Annotated in this window: 24 protein-coding genes and 1 pseudogene; 12 read left to right on the top strand and 13 right to left on the bottom strand. The window is 68.3% G+C overall.

Translation table 11 applies throughout. The features are described 5' to 3' along the window. Positions 1 to 7: 7 nt before the first annotated feature. Both GU920_RS16940 and GU920_RS16935 read left to right on the top strand, forming a co-directional pair. On the top strand, positions 8 to 733 hold the full coding sequence (locus GU920_RS16940; protein WP_161768298.1) for a GNAT family N-acetyltransferase: 726 nt from the start codon (positions 8 to 10) through the stop codon (positions 731 to 733). A 54-nt stretch (positions 734 to 787) separates the two neighbouring features. Further along, the gene (locus tag GU920_RS16935) at positions 788 to 1,753 is read left to right on the top strand and encodes an OmpA family protein (RefSeq protein ID WP_161768297.1); all 966 of its coding nucleotides are present in this window, start codon (positions 788 to 790) and stop codon (positions 1,751 to 1,753) included. Between the two features lie 47 nt (positions 1,754 to 1,800). On the opposite strand, the gene GU920_RS16930 is transcribed toward GU920_RS16935, so the two are convergent. From GU920_RS16930 to GU920_RS16910, 5 genes are all read right to left on the bottom strand, one after another. Then, positions 1,801 to 2,706 carry a LysR family transcriptional regulator gene (locus tag GU920_RS16930; protein ID WP_161768296.1) on the bottom strand — a complete coding sequence of 302 codons (906 nt, stop codon included), beginning with the start codon at positions 2,704 to 2,706 and terminating at the stop codon, positions 1,801 to 1,803. A gap of 144 nt (positions 2,707 to 2,850) precedes the next feature. Next, entirely contained in the window at positions 2,851 to 4,854 is a 2,004-nt protein-coding gene (locus GU920_RS16925; protein ID WP_161768295.1) for an NADPH-dependent 2,4-dienoyl-CoA reductase, read from the bottom strand. 189 nt (positions 4,855 to 5,043) lie between these two features. Next, a complete protein-coding gene (locus GU920_RS16920) occupies positions 5,044 to 5,415 on the bottom strand; it encodes a hypothetical protein (protein WP_161768294.1) in 372 nt (123 codons plus the stop codon). Positions 5,416 to 5,426: 11 nt separating this feature from the next. Beyond that, a complete protein-coding gene (locus GU920_RS16915; protein WP_161768293.1) occupies positions 5,427 to 6,200 on the bottom strand; it encodes a DUF6478 family protein in 774 nt (257 codons plus the stop codon). A 150-nt stretch (positions 6,201 to 6,350) separates the two neighbouring features. After that, positions 6,351 to 6,872: a cation transport ATPase gene (locus GU920_RS16910; RefSeq protein WP_161768292.1), complete on the bottom strand. Its 522-nt coding sequence runs from the start codon at positions 6,870 to 6,872 to the stop codon at positions 6,351 to 6,353. Positions 6,873 to 7,128: 256 nt separating this feature from the next. Between GU920_RS16910 and GU920_RS16905 the strand changes: the two genes are divergently transcribed. The 6 genes and pseudogenes from GU920_RS16905 (at position 7,129) to GU920_RS19595 (ending at position 11,652) form a co-directional block, all read left to right on the top strand. Beyond that, positions 7,129 to 8,025 carry a peptidoglycan DD-metalloendopeptidase family protein gene (locus tag GU920_RS16905; RefSeq protein WP_161768291.1) on the top strand — a complete coding sequence of 299 codons (897 nt, stop codon included), beginning with the start codon at positions 7,129 to 7,131 and terminating at the stop codon, positions 8,023 to 8,025. After that, the gene (locus GU920_RS16900) at positions 8,025 to 8,477 is read left to right on the top strand and encodes a GNAT family N-acetyltransferase (RefSeq protein WP_201744205.1); all 453 of its coding nucleotides are present in this window, start codon (positions 8,025 to 8,027) and stop codon (positions 8,475 to 8,477) included. Before GU920_RS16905 ends, GU920_RS16900 begins: the two co-directional genes overlap by 1 nt. Before the next feature lie 178 nt (positions 8,478 to 8,655). Next, positions 8,656 to 9,549, top strand: a complete 894-nt coding sequence (gene accD / locus GU920_RS16895) for an acetyl-CoA carboxylase, carboxyltransferase subunit beta (protein ID WP_161768290.1) — start codon at positions 8,656 to 8,658, stop codon at positions 9,547 to 9,549. Between the two features lie 37 nt (positions 9,550 to 9,586). Further along, on the top strand, positions 9,587 to 10,822 hold the full coding sequence (locus tag GU920_RS16890) for a bifunctional folylpolyglutamate synthase/dihydrofolate synthase (RefSeq protein ID WP_161768409.1): 1,236 nt from the start codon (positions 9,587 to 9,589) through the stop codon (positions 10,820 to 10,822). Positions 10,823 to 11,070: 248 nt separating this feature from the next. Further along, positions 11,071 to 11,307 (top strand): annotated as a pseudogene (locus tag GU920_RS19885) (NYN domain-containing protein); the annotation flags it as partial. Positions 11,308 to 11,322: 15 nt separating this feature from the next. Continuing rightward, positions 11,323 to 11,652, top strand: a complete 330-nt coding sequence (locus GU920_RS19595) for a hypothetical protein (RefSeq protein WP_235933364.1) — start codon at positions 11,323 to 11,325, stop codon at positions 11,650 to 11,652. 9 nt (positions 11,653 to 11,661) lie between these two features. Here the strand turns inward: GU920_RS19595 and GU920_RS16880 are convergent, their stop codons facing one another. From GU920_RS16880 to GU920_RS16865, 4 genes are all read right to left on the bottom strand, one after another. Next, the gene (locus tag GU920_RS16880; protein ID WP_235933363.1) at positions 11,662 to 12,309 is read right to left on the bottom strand and encodes a TetR/AcrR family transcriptional regulator; all 648 of its coding nucleotides are present in this window, start codon (positions 12,307 to 12,309) and stop codon (positions 11,662 to 11,664) included. Between the two features lie 81 nt (positions 12,310 to 12,390). After that, positions 12,391 to 13,209 (bottom strand): C40 family peptidase, encoded by an 819-nt coding sequence (locus GU920_RS16875; RefSeq protein WP_161768289.1) that lies wholly within the window; start codon positions 13,207 to 13,209, stop codon positions 12,391 to 12,393. Beyond that, a complete protein-coding gene (locus GU920_RS16870) occupies positions 13,209 to 14,618 on the bottom strand; it encodes a leucyl aminopeptidase family protein (RefSeq protein WP_161768288.1) in 1,410 nt (469 codons plus the stop codon). Before GU920_RS16870 ends, GU920_RS16875 begins: the two co-directional genes overlap by 1 nt. A gap of 74 nt (positions 14,619 to 14,692) precedes the next feature. After that, positions 14,693 to 15,094: a hypothetical protein gene (locus GU920_RS16865; protein WP_161768287.1), complete on the bottom strand. Its 402-nt coding sequence runs from the start codon at positions 15,092 to 15,094 to the stop codon at positions 14,693 to 14,695. 99 nt (positions 15,095 to 15,193) lie between these two features. On the opposite strand from GU920_RS16865, the gene GU920_RS16860 reads away from it, so the two are divergent. The 3 genes from GU920_RS16860 to GU920_RS16850 all read left to right on the top strand — a co-directional run bounded on the left by GU920_RS16860 (position 15,194) and on the right by GU920_RS16850 (position 17,295). Then, the gene (locus GU920_RS16860) at positions 15,194 to 15,841 is read left to right on the top strand and encodes a carbonic anhydrase (protein WP_161768286.1); all 648 of its coding nucleotides are present in this window, start codon (positions 15,194 to 15,196) and stop codon (positions 15,839 to 15,841) included. A 163-nt stretch (positions 15,842 to 16,004) separates the two neighbouring features. Beyond that, positions 16,005 to 16,985, top strand: a complete 981-nt coding sequence (locus GU920_RS16855) for a sodium-dependent bicarbonate transport family permease (protein ID WP_161768285.1) — start codon at positions 16,005 to 16,007, stop codon at positions 16,983 to 16,985. A 1-nt stretch (position 16,986) separates the two neighbouring features. Next, positions 16,987 to 17,295, top strand: coding sequence for a DUF3240 family protein (locus tag GU920_RS16850; RefSeq protein WP_161768284.1), 309 nt, complete (start codon positions 16,987 to 16,989; stop codon positions 17,293 to 17,295). Positions 17,296 to 17,321: 26 nt separating this feature from the next. Here the strand turns inward: GU920_RS16850 and GU920_RS16845 are convergent, their stop codons facing one another. The 3 genes from GU920_RS16845 to GU920_RS16835 all read right to left on the bottom strand — a co-directional run bounded on the left by GU920_RS16845 (position 17,322) and on the right by GU920_RS16835 (position 20,111). After that, the gene (locus tag GU920_RS16845) at positions 17,322 to 17,504 is read right to left on the bottom strand and encodes a hypothetical protein (RefSeq protein ID WP_161768283.1); all 183 of its coding nucleotides are present in this window, start codon (positions 17,502 to 17,504) and stop codon (positions 17,322 to 17,324) included. 312 nt (positions 17,505 to 17,816) lie between these two features. After that, positions 17,817 to 18,839, bottom strand: a complete 1,023-nt coding sequence (locus GU920_RS16840) for an aspartate-semialdehyde dehydrogenase (RefSeq protein WP_161768406.1) — start codon at positions 18,837 to 18,839, stop codon at positions 17,817 to 17,819. Positions 18,840 to 18,938: 99 nt separating this feature from the next. Continuing rightward, positions 18,939 to 20,111, bottom strand: a complete 1,173-nt coding sequence (locus GU920_RS16835) for an MFS transporter (protein ID WP_161768282.1) — start codon at positions 20,109 to 20,111, stop codon at positions 18,939 to 18,941. A gap of 133 nt (positions 20,112 to 20,244) precedes the next feature. On the opposite strand from GU920_RS16835, the gene GU920_RS16830 reads away from it, so the two are divergent. Next, on the top strand, positions 20,245 to 21,282 hold the full coding sequence (locus GU920_RS16830; RefSeq protein ID WP_161768281.1) for a DUF4424 family protein: 1,038 nt from the start codon (positions 20,245 to 20,247) through the stop codon (positions 21,280 to 21,282). 64 nt (positions 21,283 to 21,346) lie between these two features. Here GU920_RS16830 and GU920_RS16825 read toward each other — a convergent pair whose 3' ends face one another. After that, a complete protein-coding gene (locus tag GU920_RS16825; protein ID WP_161768280.1) occupies positions 21,347 to 22,600 on the bottom strand; it encodes an MFS transporter in 1,254 nt (417 codons plus the stop codon).

Here is a 22,600-nt window from a genome sequence, read left to right as displayed (position 1 = left end):
CACCCGAATGACCCCCGACCTGCTCGCGCAGGTGACCGAGGCGACATGGCCCCCCGCCCGCACCCTGCCGCAGGGGCCTTGGCTGATCCGCGAAGGCCGGGGCGGCGGGCAGCGCGTCTCGGCCGCTTCTGCCGCGGGCGACTGGACGGTGGATGACATCCCCGCCGCCGAAGCCGCGATGCGCGCCCTGGGCCAGCCGCCGCTCTTCGTGCTCTACCCCGGCGATGCGGCGCTGGATCGCGCGCTGGCCGACCGCGGCTATCAGCATCATGATCCCGTCGTCGCCTACGCCGCCCCGGTGGCCGATCTGGCCGCGACCGCGCCGCCCTTCCTCACCACCTTCCCGCACTGGCCCCCCCTCGCCGTCGCGCGCCAGCTCTGGGATCAGGGCGGCATCGGCCCGGCCCGGCAGGCCGTGATGGATCGCGCCCAAGGCGCAAAGACCGCCATCCTGGGGCGCAGCGGCGACCGCGCCGCCGGCATCGCCTTCACGGCGATCCACGAAAACATTGCAATGCTTCACGCGCTCGAGGTGGCCCCCGACCAGCGCAGAAAAGGCTGCGCCCACAACATATTGCGTGCCGCCGCCCTCTGGGCACGCGATCACGGGGCGCATACGCTCACCCTTCTGGTGACTGAGCGGAACGCCGCCGCCCGCGCGCTCTACGCTTCCCTGAACATGCAGGTTGTGGGACAGTATCACTATCGCAAACAGGCCCCCGCAGAAGGCTGAGCAGTGATCGCCACGCGCCCGCACGTCCCGCACCGGCACCGCCGTTCTCCGGCCATGACCGCTGCCCTCCTCGCCGTCCTCACACTGGCCACGCCCGCGCTGGCGCTTGATCTGCGCCTGCCCACAACGGCCAGCCCGTCGGGCGAACGGCATGAGGCGCTGACCTCCTACAACGTGCCGACCGGCCCTTGGCAGGCAGGCACCATCCCCACGACGACGGCCGAAGGCAACTTCTCCCAGTCGGCGTGGAAAATCCCCGCCGCCGATCAGACGACGCTCCAGATCCTGCAACCCCTGCGCGCCCAGCTTGCCGATCAGGGATTCACCACGGTCTTCGAATGTGCCACCGCCGCCTGCGGCGGGTTCGACTTCCGCTACGGCACCGACATCCTGCCGGAACCGCAGATGCACGTGGACCTTGGCGATTTCCGCTTCCTCGCCGCCCGGCGCGATGGCGCGGGCAGCAGCGACTGGGTCACCCTGATCATCAGCCGCTCCGCCGATACCGGTTTTGTCCAGATGACGCGGATCGGCGCCGAACCCGTCGCCACCCCCGACATGACCCTGTCATCGAAATCCGCCCTCGCGCCCGGCCTGCCATCGGTGCCACCCACCGCTGAACCCGCAGCCCTGCCGCAACAGGACGCGCTCACCGCCGCACTGGCCGCCGGGCAACCCGCCACGCTGTCCGATCTGGTCTTCCCCTCAGGCCGGGCCGAACTGGCGCCGGGTGACTATCCGTCGCTGGCCAGTCTGGCGGCATGGCTCGCCGCCAATCCCGCCGCGCAGATCGAACTCGTCGGCCACACCGACGCCTCCGGCAACGCGCAGGCCAACACCGCCCTCTCCCTCGCCCGGGCCGAGGCCGCGCGCAGCGCGCTCATCGCCCGCTTCGGCATCGACCCGGCCCGCATCACCACCCGCGGCGCTGGCCCCGCCGCGCCCATCGCCACGAACGACACCGCCGAAGGCCGCGCCCAAAACCGAAGGGTCGAGGTCATCACGACCCCGACCCTCTGACCTCCCCCAGGAGGCGCGCGATCCCCGTCACCGGGGACCGGCGAAAATCACCAGTTGTCCGGTCCCTTGTCGATCAACTGCCGTGCCAGAAAATCAATGAAGGCCCGCACCTTGGGCTGCGTGAACCGCCCCGGCGGATAGACGGCATAGATCCCCAGCACCTCGGTCGGCAGGCCGGGAATGGCCTCTTCCACCAGCCCCTGCCGCATCGCGTCGGCATACAGGAAGCTCGGCAGATAGGCGATGCCAAGGCCCGAGATCGCTGCATTCAGCAACGACTGCCCGTCATTCACCGTCAACCAGCCAACAGACCGAACCTGCCGCTTCTCGCCCGACGGCGCGGTGATCTTCCACACATTGCCATTGGCCTGATTCGAATAATGCAACAGCTTGTGCTCGTTCAGATCGTCGATCTTCAGCGGCCGCCCGAACTTCTGGAAATACGACGGCGACGCGATCATCCGCTTCGTCGTCTCGGTCAGCTTGCGGGCGCGCAAGCTGGAATCCTCCAGCTCCCCCACCCGGATCGCCATGTCGAACCCTTCGCTGATCAACTCCACATAGCGGTTGTTCAGCACCATGTTCACCGTGATATCGGGGTATTCCAGCAGGAAATCCCCAAGGATCGGCGACAGAAGGTTCACCCCGAAATCGGTGGCAACACTGATACGCAACAGGCCCGACGGGGCCGACTGCATGGATGTGACCAGCGCATCCGCCTCGCCTGCATCATTCAGCACGCGGCGGGCCCGGTCGTAATAGGCAAGGCCAATCTCGGTGGGCGAAACGCGGCGGGTCGTCCGGTTCAACAGGCGGGCCCCCAACCGCGCCTCCAGAGCCGAGACATGTTTTGACACCGCCGACTTCGAAATTCCCATCTTCTTGGCCGCATCGGTGAAGCCGCCCTGGTCTACAACCATGGCAAAGGCTTCCATTTCCGTCAGTCGGTCCATTGTTACCCTCTGGCAAGCTATGAGGTCGTAACACCGAGGATTGACCGCGAATTCAGGCAGGATCGGGGCGCAGGCGGGGCCGATCCGGGGTTTTCCTTGGGATCGTTGAAGGCAGGGAAACGCCCGCCGACCGGCACCCCGCCGCTACAGCCGCGCCGCCAGCCGCGCGCCCTGGTCAATGGCGCGTTTTGCATCCAGTTCAGCGGCCACATCCGCCCCCCCGATCACATGGGCCGCGATCCCCGCTGCCGCCAGCGCATCCGCCAGCCCCCGCGCCGGCACCTGCCCCGCGCAGAGCACCACGGTATCGGCCGGAATCAACTCCTCCCCCCCGTCGCGCCGCACCACCAACCCCTCAGGCAGGATGCGCTCATAGCTCACCCCGCCGATCATCTTCACGCCTTTTGCCGCCAGCGCCGCGCGGTGGATCCAGCCTGTGGTCTTGCCCAAACCCCGCCCAGGCTTTTCCGCCTTGCGCTGCAACAGCCACACCTCGCGCGCCGGCGCCTCCGGCGCAGGCTCCACCAGCCCCCCGCGCACCTCGGCCGGATCGCCCACCCCCCATTCGCGACGCCACAGCGCCGCATCCAGCGTCGGGCTCATCCCGCGATGCACCAGAAACTCCGCCACATCGAACCCGATGCCACCCGCCCCCACGATGGCCACCCGCTTGCCCACCGGCGTCCCGTTCAAGACGTCGATATAGCCCAGCGCCGCCGCCTGCCCCGGAATGGCCGGATCGCGCGGCGTCACGCCGGTCGCCACGATCACCTCGTCAAAGCCGCGCAGGTCATCCACCCCGACCGATGTCCCCAGCCGCAGGTCCACATCCGCCCGCGCGATCCGTGCCGCGAACCAGCGCACCAGCCCGTGAAACTCTTCCTTCCCCGGCACCATCTTCGCCAGATTGAGCTGCCCCCCGATCCGGTCCGCCCGATCGAACAGCACCACCCGATGCCCCCGCTCCGCCGCCACCGCCGCCGCCATCAGGCCCGCAGGCCCCGCGCCCACCACGGCCACCGACTTGGGCACAGCCACGGGGTCATAAGTCAGCTCCACCTCATGGCAGGCGCGCGGGTTCACAAGGCAACTCGTCAGCTTGCCGCTGAACGTGTGGTCTAGACAGGCCTGATTGCAGGCGATGCAGGGCGCGATCTCCTCGGCCCGCCCCGCCGCGGCCTTCGCCACGAAATCGGCATCCGCCAGAAAGGGCCGCGCCATGCTCACCATGTCGGCCATCCCCTCGGCCAGCACGCGCTCCGCCACATCCGGCGCGTTGATCCGGTTCGAGGTGATTACGGGGATCCCCACCTCCCCCCGCAGCCGCCCGGTCAGATGCGCGAATGCCGCCCGCGGCACGCTCGTGGCGATCGTCGGCACCCGCGCCTCGTGCCAGCCGATGCCCGTGTTCAGAAGGCTCGCCCCCGCTGCCTCCACCGCGCGCGCCAGCAGCACCACCTCATCCCATGTGCTGCCATCGGGAACCAGATCAATCAGGCTGATGCGGTAGACGACGATGAAATCCGCCCCCACAGCCGCCCGCACCCGGCGCACCACCTCCACCGGCAGGCGCATCCGGTTCTCATAGGTGCCACCCCAGTCATCCGTGCGGCGGTTGGTATGGGCGACAAGGAACTGGTTCAGGAAATACCCCTCGCTCCCCATCACCTCCACGCCGTCATAGCCCGCCTCGCGCGCCCGCACCGCCGCTGTCACGATATCAGCAATCTGCTTCTCGATCCCCGCCGCATCCAGCTCGCGCGGGGCAAAGGGCGAAATCGGCGAACGGATCGCGCTCGGCGCCACGCAATCCTTGCCATAGGCATAGCGCCCCGCATGCAGGATCTGCATCGCGATCCGCCCGCCCGCATCATGCACCCGGTCCGTCACCACCCGGTGGTTGGCGATGTCCTGCCCCGTATACAGCCCCGCCGCGCCGGGAAACACGCCGCCCTCCGGGTTCGGCGCCATCCCCCCCGTCACCATCAGCGCCACACCGCCCCGCGCCCGCGCAGCATAGAACTCGGCCACCCGGTTCCAATCCCCCCGCTCCTCCAGCCCCGTATGCATCGACCCCATGAGCACGCGGTTCGGCAGAACCACATGCCCCAGATCAAGCGGCGACAGCAGGGTGGGATATTCGGTCATGGCAGGATCCTCCGGCCCGCGACACTGCCGCACCCGCCGCCCCCTGTCACGGGCAACGCAACGTCATGCGCGGAAAGCCCGCAGGCCACCAACCTGCCCATTCCCCGTTGCCAAAATATCCTCAGGGGGTGAGGCGCGCAGCGACGAGGGGGCGGAACGCCCCCTGCACCCTCCCCACCCCGCGCGCCTCTATCCCAGCGTCTCGACGCAATGCCGCCGGAAGGCCCGCTTCAGCATGTCCAACTCCGCGCGCAGCAGATCCACCTCCGCGCGCAGGTCATCCTCCATCGGCACCCCGGTGATCACGGTGAAATGCGCCAGCGTCTCGCCCGTGTCGCGCTGCCGGATCAGGAAGGTCTGCACCCCCTCGCTCAGCGCGGCCACCGGGATCGGCACCCGCACCGCCCATTCGCCGGGCCGGTCCGGGATCTGCGCCACGGTCACGCCCGTCACCTCTGCCTCCAGATGCCGCACCTCCAGCGCCGCACGCTCGGTCCCCGACAGCACGCCCTCCCACACCCCGGCCCGGATGCGCGTCTTCGTCAGCTTCACCCCGTCCATCGTCCCACCCCTCACATCTCGGCCCGCGGCCTGCGGCTCACCGTCACGTCGCGCAGGATGATCTGGTTCATCTCCGGCCCCTCGAAGATCAGGTCGATCCACAGCTTTTCGATCCGCTTTTCATTGATCTTGGAATAGGTCAGGTCGAACTCCACCATCACCTCCTGCGCGCCCAGCGGCAGTTCCAGAACGATCTGTTCCGTATTCGGCCCATGCTTCACGTTCAGCCGGGCAAAGATCTCAAGGGGCTTTTCCAACTCCACGATCACATCCAGCCGGATCAGATGGCGCAGCTTCAACCCCCGCGCCGCCTCCTCCGGCAGGTCGATCACCAGTGACAGGAACGATCCGTCAAACCGGAACACATCCATGCGAAAGCCGAACGGCGCCACGTCGCTTTCCCGCTCGTTGCGGATCTGCCGCACGGTCAGCTCGCTCACCCGGCAGTCATGAAAGACGGTGGCACCCTCGCAGAACGGCATCCGGTTGGGCACCGATGCCTCTCCGGGCACCGGCATCGGCCCGCGCCACAGATCGGGCCGCCACGCCCAGTCTGTGCCCAAGGGCTTGCGCATGGCGTTCGACCCGATCACCGGCAGCGCCAGCCGGTGTTCCGCCTGATGGATCACCCGGTCCAACTGCCGCCGCATCGCCCGCGCCCGGCTGCGCCAGCCCCGCAACGTGTCGGGATCTACCGTCGCCGCCGCCTCTGCAATCTCTTCCCAGCGCCGCAAGGCCCGCTTCTGCAGCAGCCGGTCCAGAACGCCCTCGATCTTCCCCACCATTCCCAGTCCCGAAACACCGCCCAAGGCACCTTCCTATCTATTGCCGGAAAGGCTGCCCCGCGCCACCGCCTTTTCACCTAAGAAGCGAAGTGTTCAGCCCCCGGTCGCGGTCTGGTTAGCGCCGCCTGCCGCTGCGCCCCGTGCGTCGCCTTATGTTGCACCCTGTGCATTGGCCCGCCGCAGCGCCGCCAGCGCCGCCTCCACCAACGCCCGCCCCTGCGCCGGATCCAGCGCCTGCCCCTCCGGCCCCGCTGCGGTCACCGTCACCAGACGTCCGCGCAACCCCGCGATCCCGCGCCAGTACTCCCCTGCCACGCGGTCGCGCACCCGCAACAGAAACGCCCCCCCCGCGTCCGAGGCCGACACCACCTCCACATCCCCCGCCCGGCCCGAACGGCTCAACGCCGCCCGCCCGGCGGGCGAGGTGAAGTAACCCGCCAGCGCCGCCCCGCCCCCGGCCATCGCCCCGGCCGATCCGGCCTGCCCGACGGTCAGCGTCACCAGCGCAGGCACCGCCGTGCCCGTCGCGGAACACCGCCCCATGATCACCACCGCGCTGTCGGCCTGCCGCTGCCCGGCGCCCGGCGCGATGCAATAGCCCGCAGGCGCCGCCGCCACCACTGCCCCATCCAGCAGCGTGACAGACCGGATCCCCCCGTCCGTCGCCGCCACGCATCCTGCAAGGGCCGCAACACCCAGAAACCAAAAACCCTTCACACCCATCCCCGCGCGTCCCTTCCTGCACCGTCAGCGCTGCATACCGCCCCCGCCGCGCAGCGTCCACCGCCCCCACCCCGCGCGGGGCGCACCACCGGCGGGACATGGCCTCTTCGGCCCCGACCTCTCGCCCCAGCGCCCCCCCAGCGCCCCCATTGCATCGCTTCCGACAAACCGCTTTTCTGGCCGGGAAAAGGAACCTTGGCCGCACATGACCGATCTCACCCCCCTCGCCGCGCGGCTGAACGGCTGCGCTGACCTCTACACAGCGCTGCGGCAGGCCTGCACCGGCCTGTCCGCCGCGCCAGACATCGCGGCCCTGATCGCCGCCACCGATCCCGCCACCCGCGCCCGGCTGGCACAGGTGGATGCGGGCCTCCTCGCCGCCATCGCGCGCAAGGTGACACAGGGCGAAGCCGTGCCGGGCGCCACCCGCCTGCGCGCGGCGCTGGCCACGCTGCCCGTCCATCCACTGTTCCTGCCCGATCCCGCCACCGCCCCCGGCATGGCCCTGCCCACCACCGGCGCACGGCCCGACATGCCCGCCTTCTCAGACGCCGCCTTCGATGCGTGGTTCGCCCGGCATCAGGCAAGGGGCATCCGCTACGGCTTCGGCCTCTATGGCGAGAACCGCACCGTCTACGCCACGCCGCAATTCGCCGATGCGGCAAGCTCCGAACGGCGCACCATCCACCTCGGCATCGACGTCTTCGCCCCCGCCGGAACGCCGGTCCACGCCCCCCTGCCCGGCCGCGTGGCGCACCTCACCTACAATGCCGATCCGCTGGATTACGGCCATACCCTGATCCTCGAACATGATCTGGACGGCACCCGCTTCTTCACCCTCTACGGCCACCTCGCCGCAACCCTGCCCAGCCTCCATCCCACCGCCACCGTCGCCGCAGGCCAGATCATCGCGCATCTGGGCGACTGGCCCGAAAACGGCGGCTGGGCCCCGCACATCCATTTCCAGATCATCACCGACCTGCTCGCCACCTCCGGCAACTTCTTCGGCGTGGGCCATGCCAGCCTGATGGACGTCTGGTCCGACATCAGCCCCGATGCAAACCTCCTGATGCGCCTTCCCGCGCACAGCTTCACGGTCTGATGCCCATGCCCACGATCCGCCCCGCCACACCTGCCGACCGCGCCCTCTGGCAACCCCTGTTCGAAGGCTATGCCAACTTCTACAACACCGCCCTCACCCCCCAGACGGCCGATACCGTCTGGGGCTGGATCCACGATCCCGCCAACCCGTTCTGGTGCGACCTCGCCCTCGATGAGACAGGCCAACCGCTCGGCTTCGTGCAATACCAACTGATGCACCGCTCCCTCGGCGGCTCCATGGTCTGCTACCTGTCCGACCTCTTCACCACCCCCGCCGCGCGGGGCCAAGGCACGGGCCGCGCACTGATCGACCATGTCCTCGCCTTCGCCCGCGCGCGCGGCCTGCCAAATGTCCGCTGGCTCACCGCCGAAGACAACGCCACCGCCCGCGCGCTCTATGACAGCTACGCCCCCCGCACCCCCTTCATCCTCTATTCCATTCCCACCACCTGATCCTCCGCAGGCCCCACCCCCCTTCATCTTGGCCCAAATACCCAAATCACCCGCCACCCCTCCGCGCCACGCCGGGGGCCGGGTGCATCCCGCCCATCGCCGCCCTGCCCGATTGCATTTCCCACCCCCCCGGCATATCTCTCACCCAACCGACGCGACCCGCAAAGGCCACGCCCGCATGAACTGGATCTCCAACTACGTCCGCCCCAAGATCAACTCGCTCTTCTCCCGCCGGGAAGTGCCTGAAAATCTTTGGACGAAATGCCCCGAATGCGGGACCATGCTCTTCCACCGCGAACTGTCGGCCAACCTGAACGTCTGCACCTCCTGCGACCATCACATGGCCATCAGCCCGCGCGACCGCTTCGCCGCGCTCTTCGACGGCGGCATCTTCACCGAGGTGAAGGTCCCCGAACCCGTCACCGATCCCCTGCATTTCCGCGATCAGAAGAAATACCCCGAACGCCTGAAGGCCGCGCAAAAGGCGACCGGAGAGAAAGAGGCGATGCTGGTGGCCGAAGGCGAAATCGCCAAGACGCCCATCGTCGCCGCCGCGCAGGATTTCTCCTTCATGGCGGGCTCCATGGGCATCTATGTGGGCAACGCCATCCTCGCCGCCGCCGAACGCGCGGTGAAACTCAAACGCCCCCTCGTCCTCTTCTCCGCCGCGGGTGGCGCGCGCATGCAGGAAGGCATCCTCTCGCTCATGCAGATGCCCCGCACCACCGTGGCCGTGCAGATGCTGCGCGAGGCGAACCTTCCCTATATCGTCGTCCTCACCCACCCCACGACGGGCGGCGTCACCGCCTCCTACGCCATGCTGGGCGATGTCCAGATCGCCGAACCCAACGCGCTCATCTGCTTCGCCGGCCCCCGCGTCATCGAACAGACGATCCGCGAAAAACTGCCCGAAGGCTTCCAGCGCGCAGAATACCTGCTCGACCACGGCATGCTCGACCGCGTCACCCATCGCAAGGCCCTGCGCGAGGAACTGGTGACGATCCTCCGAATGCTCACCAACCAGCCCCCGGCGATCAAGGGCGAACTCACCGCGCAACCCGCCGAAGCCTGACGTGACCCCGCTCCCCTCCGACGCGATCCTCGACCGGATGATGACCCTGCACCCCAAGGTCATCGACCTGACGCTGGACCGCGTCCACCGCCTGCTGGGCCTTCTGGGCAACCCCGAACGCGCCATCCCCCCCGCGATCCACATCGCAGGCACCAATGGCAAGGGCAGCACGCAGGCCATGATCCGCGCCGGGCTGGAAGCGGCGGGGAAACGCGTCCACGCCTATACCTCCCCCCACCTCGCCCGCTTCCACGAACGCATCCGCCTCGCCGGGGCGTTGATCGAAGAACCCGCCCTCGCCGCCCTGCTCGATGAATGTGTCGCCAAGAACGGCCCGGACGAAATCACCTTCTTCGAGATCACCACCTGCGCCGCTTTCCTGGCCTTCGCCCGCACTCCCGCCGACTGGACGCTGCTTGAGGTGGGCCTCGGCGGCAGGCTCGACGCCACCAACGTCATCACCCCCCGCCTGTCCATCATCACCCCCGTCTCGATGGATCACGAATCCTTCCTTGGCGACACGCTGCCCAAGATCGCCTCGGAAAAGGCAGGCATCATCAAGCGCGGCATCCCCGTCATCGTCGGCCCCCAACACCCCGACGGGATGGCGGTGATCGAAACCACCGCCGCCCGCCTCGGCGCCCCCATCCTCGCCCATGGCCAGCACTGGCAGGTGTGGGAAGAACGCGGAAGGCTCATCTATCAGGACGAGACCGGCCTTCTCGACCTGCCGCTGCCCAATCTGCCGGGGCCCCATCAGATCCAGAACGCCGGCGCCGCGATCACCGCGCTGCGGTTCCTGGGCCATGACGAGGCCGCCTGTCAGGCCGCCGTCACCCGCGCCGAATGGCCCGCCCGGATGCAGCGCCTGCGCCGCGGCCCGCTGATCGACGCCGCCCCCAAGGCCGAGCTCTGGCTCGACGGCGGCCACAACCCCGCAGGCGGCGAGGCCGTCGCCGCCACCCTCGCCCGCATGCCCGCCCGCGACACGCATCTCATCTGCGGGATGCTCAACACCAAGGACGTGACGGGCTACATGCGCCCCCTCGCCCCCCATGTCACGCGCCTCCACGCCGTCTCCATCCCCGGCGAAAAGAACACCCTCCCGGCCGAGGCGACGCGCGACGCCGCCCGCAGCGCGGGCATCGACGCCACCACCGCCCCCTCCGTGGCCGAAGCCGTCACCACCATCGCCGCGACCAACCCGCAGGCCCGCATCCTCATCTGCGGCTCGCTCTACCTCGCCGGTCACATCCTGCGCGAAAACGGCTGACCCGTCCCCCCACCCCGGCCCCCACCCCGCCCAGGATTGTTCCCCGAACAATCCCGATTTTTCGCAGGAAAATCGCCCTTCCCCACCCCGGCCCAACTTGCGCCCCAATCACGCGGCAGCGTCCCCTTGGTTCTTCGCGCCCAAGGCATTTTCCATGACCGCCGCCACCCCCATACCCGTGCAACCGACGCCCCGCGTGGCGGTGTTCATCGACGGCGACCACATCCCCCCCCTCCTTCCGCCAGACCATCGCAGCCACGGCCGCGCGTCTGGGTCAGATCGCCTCGACCCAGCTGTTCTGCGACCTCTCCGCCCGGCCCGATTGGGCCGCCGAAACCGGGCTCGACGTCACCCATTGCAAGGGCCGCCCCGGCAAGAACAGCACCGATATCACGCTCACCATCGCCGCCCTCGACATCGCCTATCGCGGGCTTGCGGGCTCTTTCCTGATCGCATCGAATGACCGCGATTTCGAACCCCTCATCCGGCATCTGCACCGCATGGGGTTGCAGGCCACCCAGATCAAGTCAGGGATGGCCGCCACTTCCTCAGCCAGTCAGGTTTCGGTCCGGCCCGCCCCGAACGCACCAACACCCCTGCCGATTGCACAGGACCCACCTCCGTTGCTCGAAAAGGTCCGCACCGCGATCAAGGCAAACGGTGGCGCGGACGGCATCGCCATCGCGGCGCTCAACCCCCTGCTCCACCGTCAGGGCATCCGCATCACCGACACGCCGGAAAGGACATGGCGCGCCTGGCTCATGGCACGCCCACAACACTTCGCCTGTGATCCCAAAGGTCCGGATGCCAAGGTTCGGCTCCTGCGCTGACCGCGCCCCTCACACCCCGTAGCGCGCCATGAACATGGCCACGGCCCCCTCCACCACCCGCGCCACCTCGCGCGGCGCTCGGGCCGGATCTATGCCAAACACCGCCCGATCATGCAGATCGGCCTTGCACAGTTGCGCGAACTGGTCGGCGGCAAGGTTCAAATCGTCAATCCGCACCTCGCCCCGCGCCACCGCCTTGGCCAGATAGACCGCCAGCCGCTCCCGCACCAATTGCGGCCCGCTTTCGTAAAAGACCTGCCCCAGCGCCGGAAAGCGGTCGCTTTCCGCCACGCAGAGGCGATGCATCCGCTGGCCCAGATCCGATTGCGCGAAGGCCACGATCCGCTCTCCCGCCAGCCGCAGCACCTCGGCCACCGGGGCGGCATCGTCGATCAGCGCCTCCGCCTCATCCGCCGCACGGCGACATTCGGCCCGCGCCACCTCCATGAACAACAGCCGCTTGTCGGGGAAATAGTTGTAGAGCGTGGCCTTGCTCACCCCCGCCACGCGGGCGATGTCATCGACCGAGGCGCCTTCGAACCCGTCGCGCAGAAACACTTCACGCGCGCCCGCCAGCACCTGATCGAACTTGCGCCCGCGCCGGATCCCGTGGCTGTCGTCATTCATCTCGCGCATCCCCAAGCAGGCGGCGACCATAGACCGCCCCGCCTTTGCCCGTCAAACACGCCCCCAACAAACACGCCCCCAACAAACACGCCCCCGCCAGCCCCCCACCCGTCACACCCGCCGCCGTGCCGTCACCGGCCCACCCCCCTGCGCCGCGATGCGGGCGATGGCGGCGGCAATCTCCTCATGCCGCACATCCATGCTGTGACCATTGGCATGGATCAGCCGCGCCCCATCCACCACCAGCGCCACATGCCCCTTCCAGAAGATCAGATCGCCCCGCCGCAGCGCCGCCCCCTCGGGCAGCGCCGCGCCCAATTCCTGCTGCAGATCGCTATCCCCCGGACAGGCCCGCCCGCATGCCAGCCATGCCGCCTGCACCAGCCCCGAACAGTCGATCCCCTCGCGGCTGTTCCCGCCCCACAGATAGGGCGTGCCCAGAAACATCTCGGCCACGCCCACCGGATCGGCAAACCAATCCCCCACCGCCCGCAGATGCGGGGCGGGAACAAACCCGCCCTCCACCCGCGCCCATTTCGCATCTGCCTCCAGAACGGCCAACCGCGCCCCATGCGGCAGCACCCCCTGCGCGCGCGCCTGCACCCGCGGCGCGGGGTAGATATGCGTGCCGGCAGAGGCCACCCAATGCGTGGCCGCCACCGCAGGCCCCACCTCGGCCTCCGCCAGCCACCCGCAATAGCCGTCCTTCTCCATCCGCACGAACACCGCGCCATCCTGCCGGTCCACCACCAGAAGCGCATCGCCCTGCATCACCTGCCGATCGCGCGCGCCCCCCGGCCGGTCACACAGATCCGCCAGCGGCACCGCCACCGCCCCCGCCACACCAGGAACGAAGGCCTCCGCCACCACCTGCCCCCGCAGCGACTCCAGCGCCACGCGGCCCGAGAACGCCGTCAGCCGCCGATCCATCACAGCCCCAGCATCGCAGGCAGAGCATGCAGCAAGGCCCGCGCCCCCTGCCCCACCGCCCCCTTGGGCCGCCCCGGCGCATCGCTGGGCGTGTGGCCGTAGATGTCGAAATGCGCATAGCGCGGATGGTCCGCGAACCGCCGCAGGAACAGCGCCGCCGTGATCGACCCGGCAAAGCCAAAGCCCGGCGCGTTGTCCAGATCCGCAATCCCCGGCTCGATCACCGCCTCGTAGGCGTCATGGAACGGCAGCCGCCACACCGGATCGCAACCCGCCACCGCCCCCGCCTCCAGCGCTGCCACGATCCCCGCATCATCGCAGTAATAGGGCGCCAGATCCGGCCCCACCGCCACCCGCGCCGCCCCCGTCAGCGTCGCCATCGACACCAGCAGGTCGCAAGGCTCCTCCCCCGCCCAGGCCAGCGCATCGCCAAGGATCAGCCGCCCCTCCGCATCGGTGTCATTCACCTCCACCGTCAATCCCTTGCGGCTGGTCAGAATGTCCTTCGGCTTCAGCGCATTGCCCGCCACCACATTCTCCACCGCCGGCACGATCACGCGCAGACGCACGGCCAAGCCCAGCTCCATGATCATCTGCGCCAGCCCCATCACCGTGGCCGCGCCGCCCATGTCCTTCTTCATCAGGTTCATGCCCGAGGACGGCTTCAGGTTCAGCCCGCCCGTATCAAAGCACACCCCCTTGCCCACCAGCGTCAGCGCAGGCCCCGCAGACCCCCAGCGCATCTCCATGATCCGCGGCGCGCGCGGGCTCGCCCGCCCCACCGCGTGCACCATGGGAAATCCCTGCGCCAACAGGTCATCGCCCCGCACCACAGTCACCGCCGCACCGAACCGCCCGCCCAAGTCGGCAAAAGCCGCCTCAAGCTCGCCCGGCCCCATGTCCTGCGCCGGCGTGTTGATCAGATCGCGCGTCAGGAACTCGCCCCGCGCCATCGCGATCATCCGCGCGGCGTCCACCCCATCGGGACAGGCCAGCAAGGCCAGACCGCCCTCCTTCGCACTGCGATACCGGCCAAAGCGATACTGCGTCAGCAGCCAGCCCAGCGCCACCTCGGCCCGCTCGGCGCGCGACAGGCCACCCTCGATCCGCCACGCCCCCGCAGGCAGGGCCGCCACCGCCTTCACCAGCCCGAACCGCAGCCTCCGCCGCGCCTTGGGCGTGCCAAACCCGGCCACCGCCCCCACCAGCGCCCCCCCCGCCCCGGGCAGCAGGCGCACCTCGCCCAGATCACCCTTGAACCCCGTCACCGTCAGCCATGCCGCCGCTTCCGGCCCGATCTGCCCGGCCAGATCGGCCAGCGCGTCCGATGCCACCACATACAGGGGCAACGACGGCGCATCGGCATGTGCAAAACGGGGGGTCAGGTAGGGCAGGCTCGCATCAGTCATGGCTTGGGTTCCCGGGCAGATCTTCTCGCCCGAACCCTATGAACCCCCCGCCCCGCCCGCAAGGGCAGACGGCCTCAGCGCACCAGCGACTGCTCCGCCACCCGCACCAGCCGCGCCCAGACCGCCGCAAAGGCCGTGGCATCCCCGCGGATCAGCACCGCCCGCGCATCCTCGGCCACATGCGCAAGGCTCACCATGCCCACGCCCGCCGCCATGGCCTGCACGCGCTTCAGCGCGCGCGGCAATGTCTCCAACTCGCAGCGCTCCACCTGCGCGCACATCACCGTCACCGCCAGCGCCAATTCACCCACTGCCCGCGTCACCAGCTTCGCCCCGGGATCCGGCCCCAGCCGATCAAGGATGGCGACGATCGCCCCCTCATCCTCATCCACCCGCTCGCGCGGATGCAAGGTCACCACCCTGCCCGCCATGCCTTCCCCCAAATGCGCACTCACCCGACCGACAGCATGTTTCATGCCACTGAACAAAAGGTTGTCGCGGCTCAAAGAAAACACTCGAATTTTCTTATACTTCGTCCTACCAAGACCCCCGGTATCACTGCAAAGGGACGCCCCATGCACCTCGCCAGGCCCCTTCCCGCCTATCTGATCAGCCGCTTCCACGGCTGGCGCGCCACCAGCTATCAGGACAACAAGGCCTGGTTCCGCCGCCTCGCCCAAAGCGGCCAGCACCCGCGCGCGATGGTCATCTCCTGCTGCGACAGCCGCGTTCACGTCACATCGATCTTCGGCGCGGATGAAGGCGAATTCTTCATCCATCGCAACGTCGCCAACCTTGTCCCGCCCTACAACCCGGACGGCGAATATCACGGCACCTCGGCGGCGGTGGAATATGCCGTCACCTCGCTCGGCGTGGCCCATATCGTGGTGCTGGGCCATTCCAACTGCGGCGGGGTCAAGGGCTGCCATGACATGTGCTCGGGCAAGGCCCCGGAACTGGACGAAAAATCCTCCTTCGTCGGCCGCTGGATGGATATCCTGCGCCCCGGCTATGATCGCGTCACCCTCACCCAGCCCGCCGATCCCTTGCGCGCGCTGGAAAAGGAAGCCGTCCTCGTCAGCCTCGAAAACCTGATGACCTTCCCCTTCGTCCGCACGGCAGTCGAAGATGACCGCCTCACCCTGCACGGCCTGTGGAACGACACCGGCGAAGGCGCCCTCGAACAATACGATCCCATCCGCGCGGCCTTCGTCCCGGTCTGATCGCGCGGGTCCTGTTCCGGCATCCCGCCGCTTCATCTTGGCCCAAATACCCATGCCCCCCCGCGCCACGCTCCGCACCGCGCGCCCGGCCTTTCCGCATCGCAGCATCTTCACAGCGCCGTGAAGCGGCCTATAGTGCGCGCCAACCAAGCGGGGGCGATCCATGCAAGACATCCTGACGCTGGCAGGCGCGAACCTGCTGACGCCCATGATCCTGTGCTTCGCGCTGGGCCTCGCCGCCGCGCTGGCCCGGTCGGAACTCACGGTGCCGGAGGCCGCCGCCAAGGCGCTGTCGATCTACCTTCTCTTCGCCATCGGCTTCAAAGGCGGCGCCTCCGTCGCCGATCACGGGCTGGACGGCAACCTGATCGCCGCGCTCGCCGCCGGGGTGATCCTCTCCTTCGCCCTGCCCTTCGCGGCCTTCGCGCTCTTGAAAACCCTCACCCGCCTGTCGGTCACCGATGCCGCCGCCGTCGCCGCGCATTACGGCTCCATCTCCATCGTCACCTTCGTCACCGCCACCTCCGTCCTGCAATCGCAGGGGATCGCCGCCGAAGGCTACATGGTCGCCGTCGCCGCCGCGATGGAGGCGCCCGCCATCATCTCCGCCCTCTTCATCGTCACCCGCGCGGGCGGGCGCAGCGAAGGCATGGATGCCGAACTGTGGCGCGAGATCCTGCTCAACGGCTCCATCGTCCTCCTGATCGGGTCCTTCTTCATCGGCTTCATCACCGGGGCCGACGGCATGGCACGAATCGAAAGCTTCATCGTCTCGCCCTTTCAGGGCGTGCTCTGCCTCTTCCTTCTAGACATGGGCCTTGTCGCCGGGCGCGGCCTGCGCGGGGCGCGCGGCGTCCTCACCGCGGGCACCTTGGCCTTCGGCATCCTGATGCCCGTCATCGGCGCGGCGGCGGGCCTTGCCGCCGCCCTCGCCTTGGGCCTCTCGCCCGGCGGCACCGCGCTGATAATGACGCTCGCCGCCTCGGCCTCCTACATCGCCGTTCCCGCCGCCATGCGCGTGGCCCTGCCCGAGGCAAACCCCTCAATCTACCTGACCCTCTCGCTCGGGGTCACCTTCCCCTTCAACCTCACCCTCGGCATCCCGGCCTATGTCGCCGTGGCCACCGCCCTCACCGGAGGCTGACATGCAAACCCATCAGGCCAAGCGCGTAGAGATCATCATCGAAGCCCCGATGGAGAACCGCCTGACCGACGCCCTCACCCGCGCCGGCGTCACCGGCTTCACCGTGCTGCCCGTCCTCGGCGGGTCGGGCCGCTCAGGGCGCTGGTCGCGCGAAGGGCAGGTCGGCCGCGCCGGCATGGTCGCGGTGATCTGCCTGATCCGGCCCGACCGTCTGGATGCCCTGCTCGACGCGGCCTTCGCCGTGGTCGAACGCCATATCGGCGTGGTCAGCGTAACCGATACCCAGGTCCTGCGCGCCGAACGGTTCTGACCGCCGCGCGCCCCCGTGATCCCCGCTCAGGCCGCCAGCCGCAACTGCGCCTGCCGCGCCGCCTTGCGCGACCTCACCAGCATCGCGTGATCGGCGAAATCGTCGCGGAACAGCGCCTGCAACTCGGCCTTGTCGATGGCCAGCGGCCCGCCCTTCACGGCGGTGTCGTTGCAATCCTGCAGGATGGTCTTCACAAGAACCTTGAACATCTGGCAGCCCCGGTATTGTCGTCCTCACTGGGGTCATGATGGCGGATACAGCGCCCGCCCCTCAATCACACAAGGGCCTCATTCCCGGCGCCAGTCGGATGCGGGCGATACCTTGGCATGTATCCCCCACCGCCCAGGCGACAGGCCACCGCCGCCGTCAGGCGGGGCCGACGCACCAACCCCCGCCCCCCCTTCCCGCGCGGGCGCGACAGGCGATTCGTCCGCGAACGCCCCACCCGCGCGCAAATCGCGGCACCAAAAGCAAAGGCCCCGCCGCAGCGGGGCCTTCCGTAACCGGTCCGACAGGACGCCTCAGCCCTTCTTCAGGCAGCGGTTGCCCAGCACTTCCGCGATCTGCACCGCGTTCAGCGCCGCGCCCTTGCGCAGGTTGTCCGACACGCACCACAGGTTCAGCCCGTTCTCGATCGTGCTGTCCTGCCGGATGCGGCTGACATAGGTCGCGTATTCGCCCACACATTCGATGGGCGTGATATACCCACCCGCTTCCCGCTTATCCACCACCAGCACACCGGGCGCCTCGCGCAGGATGTCGGTCGCCTCTTCCCAGTCGAGGTAATCCTCGAACTCGATGTTGATCGCTTCCGAATGGCCCACGAAGACCGGCACCCGCACGCAGGTCGCCGTCACCTTGATCTTGGGATCAAGGATCTTCTTCGTCTCGGCCACCATCTTCCACTCTTCCTTGGTCTCGCCGGAATCGAGGAAGACGTCGATATGCGGGATCACGTTGAAGGCGATCTGCTTGGGGTAAACCTTCGGCTCCACTTCCTGACCGGGCACGAAGATGCCCTTGGTCTGGTTCCACAGCTCGTCCATCGCCTCCTTGCCGGTGCCCGACACGGATTGATAGGTGGCCACGACCACCCGCTTGATCCGCGCGCGGTCATGCAACGGCTTCAGCGCCACCACCATCTGCGCGGTGGAACAGTTCGGGTTCGCGATGATGTTCTTGTTCTTGTAGCGGACCACGTCATCCGCATTCACTTCCGGCACGATCAGCGGAATGTCGGGGTCGTAGCGATAGAGCGACGAGTTGTCGATCACCACACAGCCCGATGCCGCCGCCTTGGGCGCATAGACCTTCGTCGCGTCCGACCCGATGGCGAACAGCGCGATATCCCAGCCCGTGAAATCGAAGGTGTCCAGATCCTGGGTCTTCAAAGTTCGGTCGCCAAAGCTGACTTCCGTCCCCAGCGATTTGCGCGACGCCAGCGCCGCGATCTCATCGACCGGAAACTCGCGTTCCGCGAGGATGTTCAGCATTTCCTTGCCCACGTTGCCCGTGGCACCGACGACTACGACCTTGTAGCCCATCATGGATCTCCTTTTTGCGTCCCCATCCAACGGGGACGGCGCCGCATACCCCAAGCGGTGCAGGGGGAAAAGCGGATTCCGCTCCCCCCGCGCAATCGCTCAGTCAGTGCGATCCTGCGAGAACAGATAGACAACCATCCCCACCGCCAGCATCACCCCGAAGAACAGGAATATCCCCTGATAAGGCGCCTCTGCCGCGCCGCCGCCCAGCGCAGCATGGATGCGCCCCGTCCCCCATTGCGCCAGTCCCGCCGCCCCGATCCCGAACAGGTTCAGCAGCGTCACCCCCCGCCCCACCAGATGCGGCGGCACAAAGGCCCGGCCATGCGCCATCACCATGGGAAAGGACGCCCCAAAGAACCCCAGCGCCGCCAGCAGCCCCAAGGTCACAAAGCCGCCCGCCGCAGGCATGGCCCACAGCCCGGCCAGACAGCACAGAACCCCAAGGTTGCCCCCGAAGATCAGCCATTTCCGCGTCCCCAGCACGCGGTCCAGCGGGCCATAGGCAAAGTTGCCCGCCACCATCGCCACCCCCATGACAAGCGTCGCCACGCCGATCGCCGCCGCATCGGCCCCGAACACATCGGCAAAATAAGGCCCCACCCACAGGCCGCGCAGCCCCGCCGCCGGCGCATAGCAGACGGCCATCATGATCAGCACCGGCCACAGCGCCCGCATCCGCAGCAGATCCCAGATCGACCCGCGCCCCACCCCCTCCACCCGGGGCGGATCGCGCACCAACAGGCCCAGCGCCAGAGCCACCGCCAACGTCACCCCCGCCAGCCCCCACAGCGTCTGCCGCCAGCCGAACGCCTCCACCGCCGCCGCAAGCGGCAGGCTGGCTGCGATGTTCCCCATCGACCCCACGCCGATCACCACCCCCGCCAGCGTGCCAAAGACCGCCGCCGCATAGGTGCGCGCAAAGATGTAATAGGCCGCCATCAGCACCGGCGCACAGCCCGCCCCGATCAGCGCCATGGCCACCGTCACCGCCCCCGGCCCCTGCGCCAGCGCAAAGACCGCAGCCCCGCCCGCCCCGCCCGTGGCAAGCAGCACCGCCGCTGTCAGGCGCGGCCCCACCCGGTCCAGCGCCACCCCCACCGGCACCTGCGCCAGCGCGAAAACCAGAAACCACACCCCCGACGCCGCCGCCAGATCCTCCGGCCCCGCGCCGATCTCCGCCCCCAGCTCCGGCGCCAACACCGCCAGAAACGCCCGGTAGAACTGGCTCAGCACATAGGCCGCCACCAGCGCCACAATCCCCGCAATCATTCTGAGAATTCCTCCATCCCCGCGCGCACCCTGCCAATCCCGCCAGGCGACCGCAACCCCACACCGCAACCCCACACTCTTGCCAGCCGCCCCCGCCAAGGGGCATCCTTCCCCCATCGTCAGGAGTTGCCCCATGTTCCGTGCCCCCGCCGCCGCTTTCGCCGCCGCCCTCCTCTTCCCCGCTGCCGTCTTCGCGAATGACGGCTTCGGCGGCCTCTCCGCCACCGGCCTCCACTTCGCCCAGACCGATGCCATCGCGATGGAGAGCGAAGACCTCTTCATCTCCCCCGACCGCATCCGCGTGACCTACACCTTCCGCAACCGCACCGATGCCGATGTCACGGGCGAGGTGATCTTCCCCCTACCCCCCATCTCGCTCCAATACCTCCAGACCAGCGACTTCAACCTTCCCGAAGACCGCGAGAATCTGGTGAATTTCACCGCCACGGTGGATGGCCAGCCCGTCCCCGTCACCATCGACCGCATCGCCGTGATCGAACCGCCTTGGGTGGAAGACCGCCCCCCCGCCGAACAGTACGACACCCCCGGCCGCGACGTGACCGCAGCCCTCGCCCGCCACGGCATCCCCCTCACCCTCGACGTGGCCGCCCTGACCGACACCCTCAACGCCCTTCCCGCCGAAACAAGGGCCGCGCTGCAAGCCGAAGGTCTGGCAGAGTTCTACGCAGGCGACCCCGCACAGGGCATGCCACCCGAAACCTGGCCGCTCTGGTCCATCATCCTGCGCTATCACTGGACCCAGACCTTCCCGGCAGGCCAGACGCTCACCATCGCGCATGACTATGAAAACCGCCCACCGGGTGGTCTGTTCTACTGGCAGCACCCGGCGACGGAAGACTGGGCCACCGGCTACGCCGCCCGCTACTGCATTGATGATCGCACCTCGCGCGGCATCGCCAAACGTCTGGCCCCCGCGCAAGGCATGGGGGTGGCCTATTCCCTCGCCTATGTGCTGCGGACCGCGAATTCATGGGCAGGCCCCATCGGGGATTTCCGCCTCACGCTCGACAAGGGCGCGGAAGAGAACATCATCTCCCTCTGCGCCGAGGGGGTTGAAAAGACAGGCCCCACCACGTTCGAAATTCGCAAACGGAACTACAGCCCCGACCGCGATCTCGACATCCTGATCGTGACCCCGCTCCCGCAATAGCCTGGCATGGCCTCCGCCTGCCGGACCCCCGGCAGGGGGCGCGCGTAAAGGTCAGGCCGCACACCTAGGCGGCGGCCGCCACCGGCCCCCGCGTCTCCCGCACCGGCAGATGGACGATGGCCGAAAACGCCCCCACCCCCACGCCGATCCACCACACCAGCGTATAGCCCCCGGTCAGGTCATACATCATCCCCCCCAGCCACACGCCAAGGAACCCCCCGATCTGGTGGCTCAGGAACACCACGCCATAAAGCGTCCCCATATAGCGCAGCCCGTACAGATGCGCGACCAGGCCACTCGTCAGCGGCACGGTGGCCAGCCACAAGGCCCCCATCACGGCGGAAAACACCAGCACCGATTCCGGCGTGATCGGCAGCAGGATGAACACCGCCGCCGCGATTGTCCGCCCGGTATAGATGCCCGCCAGCAGATACTTCTTCGTATAGCGCTTGCCCAACCACCCCGCCGTGATCGTGCCTACGATGTTGAACAGCCCGATCATCGCAATCGACACCGCCCCCAGCGCCGATGTCGTCGTGATCCCCATCCCCGCGATCATGCCACCGGGGTCAATCGGCCCGCACAGCTCCGTCACGAAGGCCGGAAAATGCGCCGTGATGAAGGCCAACTGATAGCCGCAAGAGAAAAAGCCCAGAAAGATCAGCGTATAGGACGGATCCCTGAAGGCCCGCTTCAGCACCACCCCCATGCTCTCTTCCAGTTCCGCCTTCGTCGCCACCTTGGGCGACCGGATGAAGGGCAGCGCGAACAGCGATGACAGGATCACCACGGCAAAGATCAGGAACACCTCCTGCCAGCCATAGGATTGCAGCAGAAACTCCGCCACCGGCGCGCCGATCACCTGCCCCGCCGACCCCGCCGCCGTGGCAATCCCCAGCGCCATCGACCGGTTCTCGGCACTCGCCGCCCGGCCCACGATGGCCAGCACCACGCCGAACCCCGTCCCCGCGATCCCGAACCCCACAAGGATCTCCAGCAGCTGCATCTGCCCGGGCGTGATCGCCCAGGCCGAAAGCACCAGCCCCGCCGCATACATCAGCGCGCCTGCGACAATCGCCTTGCGATCCCCGAATCGCTCCGCCACCGCGCCGAACAGCGGCTGCCCGATCCCCCAGGCCAGGTTCTGGATGGCGATGGCCAGCGAAAACTCCGCCCGCGCCCAGCCGAACTCCTCCGCGATGGGGATCTGGAACACCCCGAAACTCGCCCGGATGGCAAAGCCCAGCATCAGGATGACGCAACCCGCGATCAGGACAGGGGTGATCAGCGGCGCGGTCTTCGTTGTGGCGGTGGTCAT

Origin of the sequence: Paragemmobacter ruber, assembly GCF_009908315.1 — a bacterium.
GTDB classification, from domain to species: domain Bacteria; phylum Pseudomonadota; class Alphaproteobacteria; order Rhodobacterales; family Rhodobacteraceae; genus Paragemmobacter; species Paragemmobacter ruber.
The sequence above is the reverse complement of the archived record's forward strand: the minus strand, read 5'-3'. Positions and strand labels throughout refer to the sequence as shown.

Excerpts from the sequence above, each read along its gene's own strand:
- GU920_RS16940 (WP_161768298.1), top strand. The coding sequence starts at position 8 with ATGACCCCCGACCTGCTCGCGCAGGTGACCGAGGCGACATGGCCCCCC.
- GU920_RS16935 (WP_161768297.1), top strand. The coding sequence starts at position 788 with ATGACCGCTGCCCTCCTCGCCGTCCTCACACTGGCCACGCCCGCGCTG.
- GU920_RS16930 (WP_161768296.1), bottom strand. The coding sequence starts at position 2,706 with ATGGACCGACTGACGGAAATGGAAGCCTTTGCCATGGTTGTAGACCAG.
- GU920_RS16925 (WP_161768295.1), bottom strand. The coding sequence starts at position 4,854 with ATGACCGAATATCCCACCCTGCTGTCGCCGCTTGATCTGGGGCATGTG.
- GU920_RS16920 (WP_161768294.1), bottom strand. The coding sequence starts at position 5,415 with ATGGACGGGGTGAAGCTGACGAAGACGCGCATCCGGGCCGGGGTGTGG.
- GU920_RS16915 (WP_161768293.1), bottom strand. The coding sequence starts at position 6,200 with ATGGTGGGGAAGATCGAGGGCGTTCTGGACCGGCTGCTGCAGAAGCGG.
- GU920_RS16905 (WP_161768291.1), top strand. The coding sequence starts at position 7,129 with ATGACCGATCTCACCCCCCTCGCCGCGCGGCTGAACGGCTGCGCTGAC.
- GU920_RS16900 (WP_201744205.1), top strand. The coding sequence starts at position 8,025 with ATGCCCATGCCCACGATCCGCCCCGCCACACCTGCCGACCGCGCCCTC.
- accD (WP_161768290.1), top strand. The coding sequence starts at position 8,656 with ATGAACTGGATCTCCAACTACGTCCGCCCCAAGATCAACTCGCTCTTC.
- GU920_RS16890 (WP_161768409.1), top strand. The coding sequence starts at position 9,587 with ATGATGACCCTGCACCCCAAGGTCATCGACCTGACGCTGGACCGCGTC.
- GU920_RS19595 (WP_235933364.1), top strand. The coding sequence starts at position 11,323 with ATGGGGTTGCAGGCCACCCAGATCAAGTCAGGGATGGCCGCCACTTCC.
- GU920_RS16880 (WP_235933363.1), bottom strand. The coding sequence starts at position 12,309 with ATGGTCGCCGCCTGCTTGGGGATGCGCGAGATGAATGACGACAGCCAC.
- GU920_RS16875 (WP_161768289.1), bottom strand. The coding sequence starts at position 13,209 with ATGGATCGGCGGCTGACGGCGTTCTCGGGCCGCGTGGCGCTGGAGTCG.
- GU920_RS16870 (WP_161768288.1), bottom strand. The coding sequence starts at position 14,618 with ATGACTGATGCGAGCCTGCCCTACCTGACCCCCCGTTTTGCACATGCC.
- GU920_RS16865 (WP_161768287.1), bottom strand. The coding sequence starts at position 15,094 with ATGAAACATGCTGTCGGTCGGGTGAGTGCGCATTTGGGGGAAGGCATG.
- GU920_RS16860 (WP_161768286.1), top strand. The coding sequence starts at position 15,194 with ATGCACCTCGCCAGGCCCCTTCCCGCCTATCTGATCAGCCGCTTCCAC.
- GU920_RS16855 (WP_161768285.1), top strand. The coding sequence starts at position 16,005 with ATGCAAGACATCCTGACGCTGGCAGGCGCGAACCTGCTGACGCCCATG.
- GU920_RS16850 (WP_161768284.1), top strand. The coding sequence starts at position 16,987 with ATGCAAACCCATCAGGCCAAGCGCGTAGAGATCATCATCGAAGCCCCG.
- GU920_RS16845 (WP_161768283.1), bottom strand. The coding sequence starts at position 17,504 with ATGTTCAAGGTTCTTGTGAAGACCATCCTGCAGGATTGCAACGACACC.
- GU920_RS16840 (WP_161768406.1), bottom strand. The coding sequence starts at position 18,839 with ATGGGCTACAAGGTCGTAGTCGTCGGTGCCACGGGCAACGTGGGCAAG.
- GU920_RS16835 (WP_161768282.1), bottom strand. The coding sequence starts at position 20,111 with ATGATTGCGGGGATTGTGGCGCTGGTGGCGGCCTATGTGCTGAGCCAG.
- GU920_RS16830 (WP_161768281.1), top strand. The coding sequence starts at position 20,245 with ATGTTCCGTGCCCCCGCCGCCGCTTTCGCCGCCGCCCTCCTCTTCCCC.
- GU920_RS16825 (WP_161768280.1), bottom strand. The coding sequence starts at position 22,600 with ATGACCACCGCCACAACGAAGACCGCGCCGCTGATCACCCCTGTCCTG.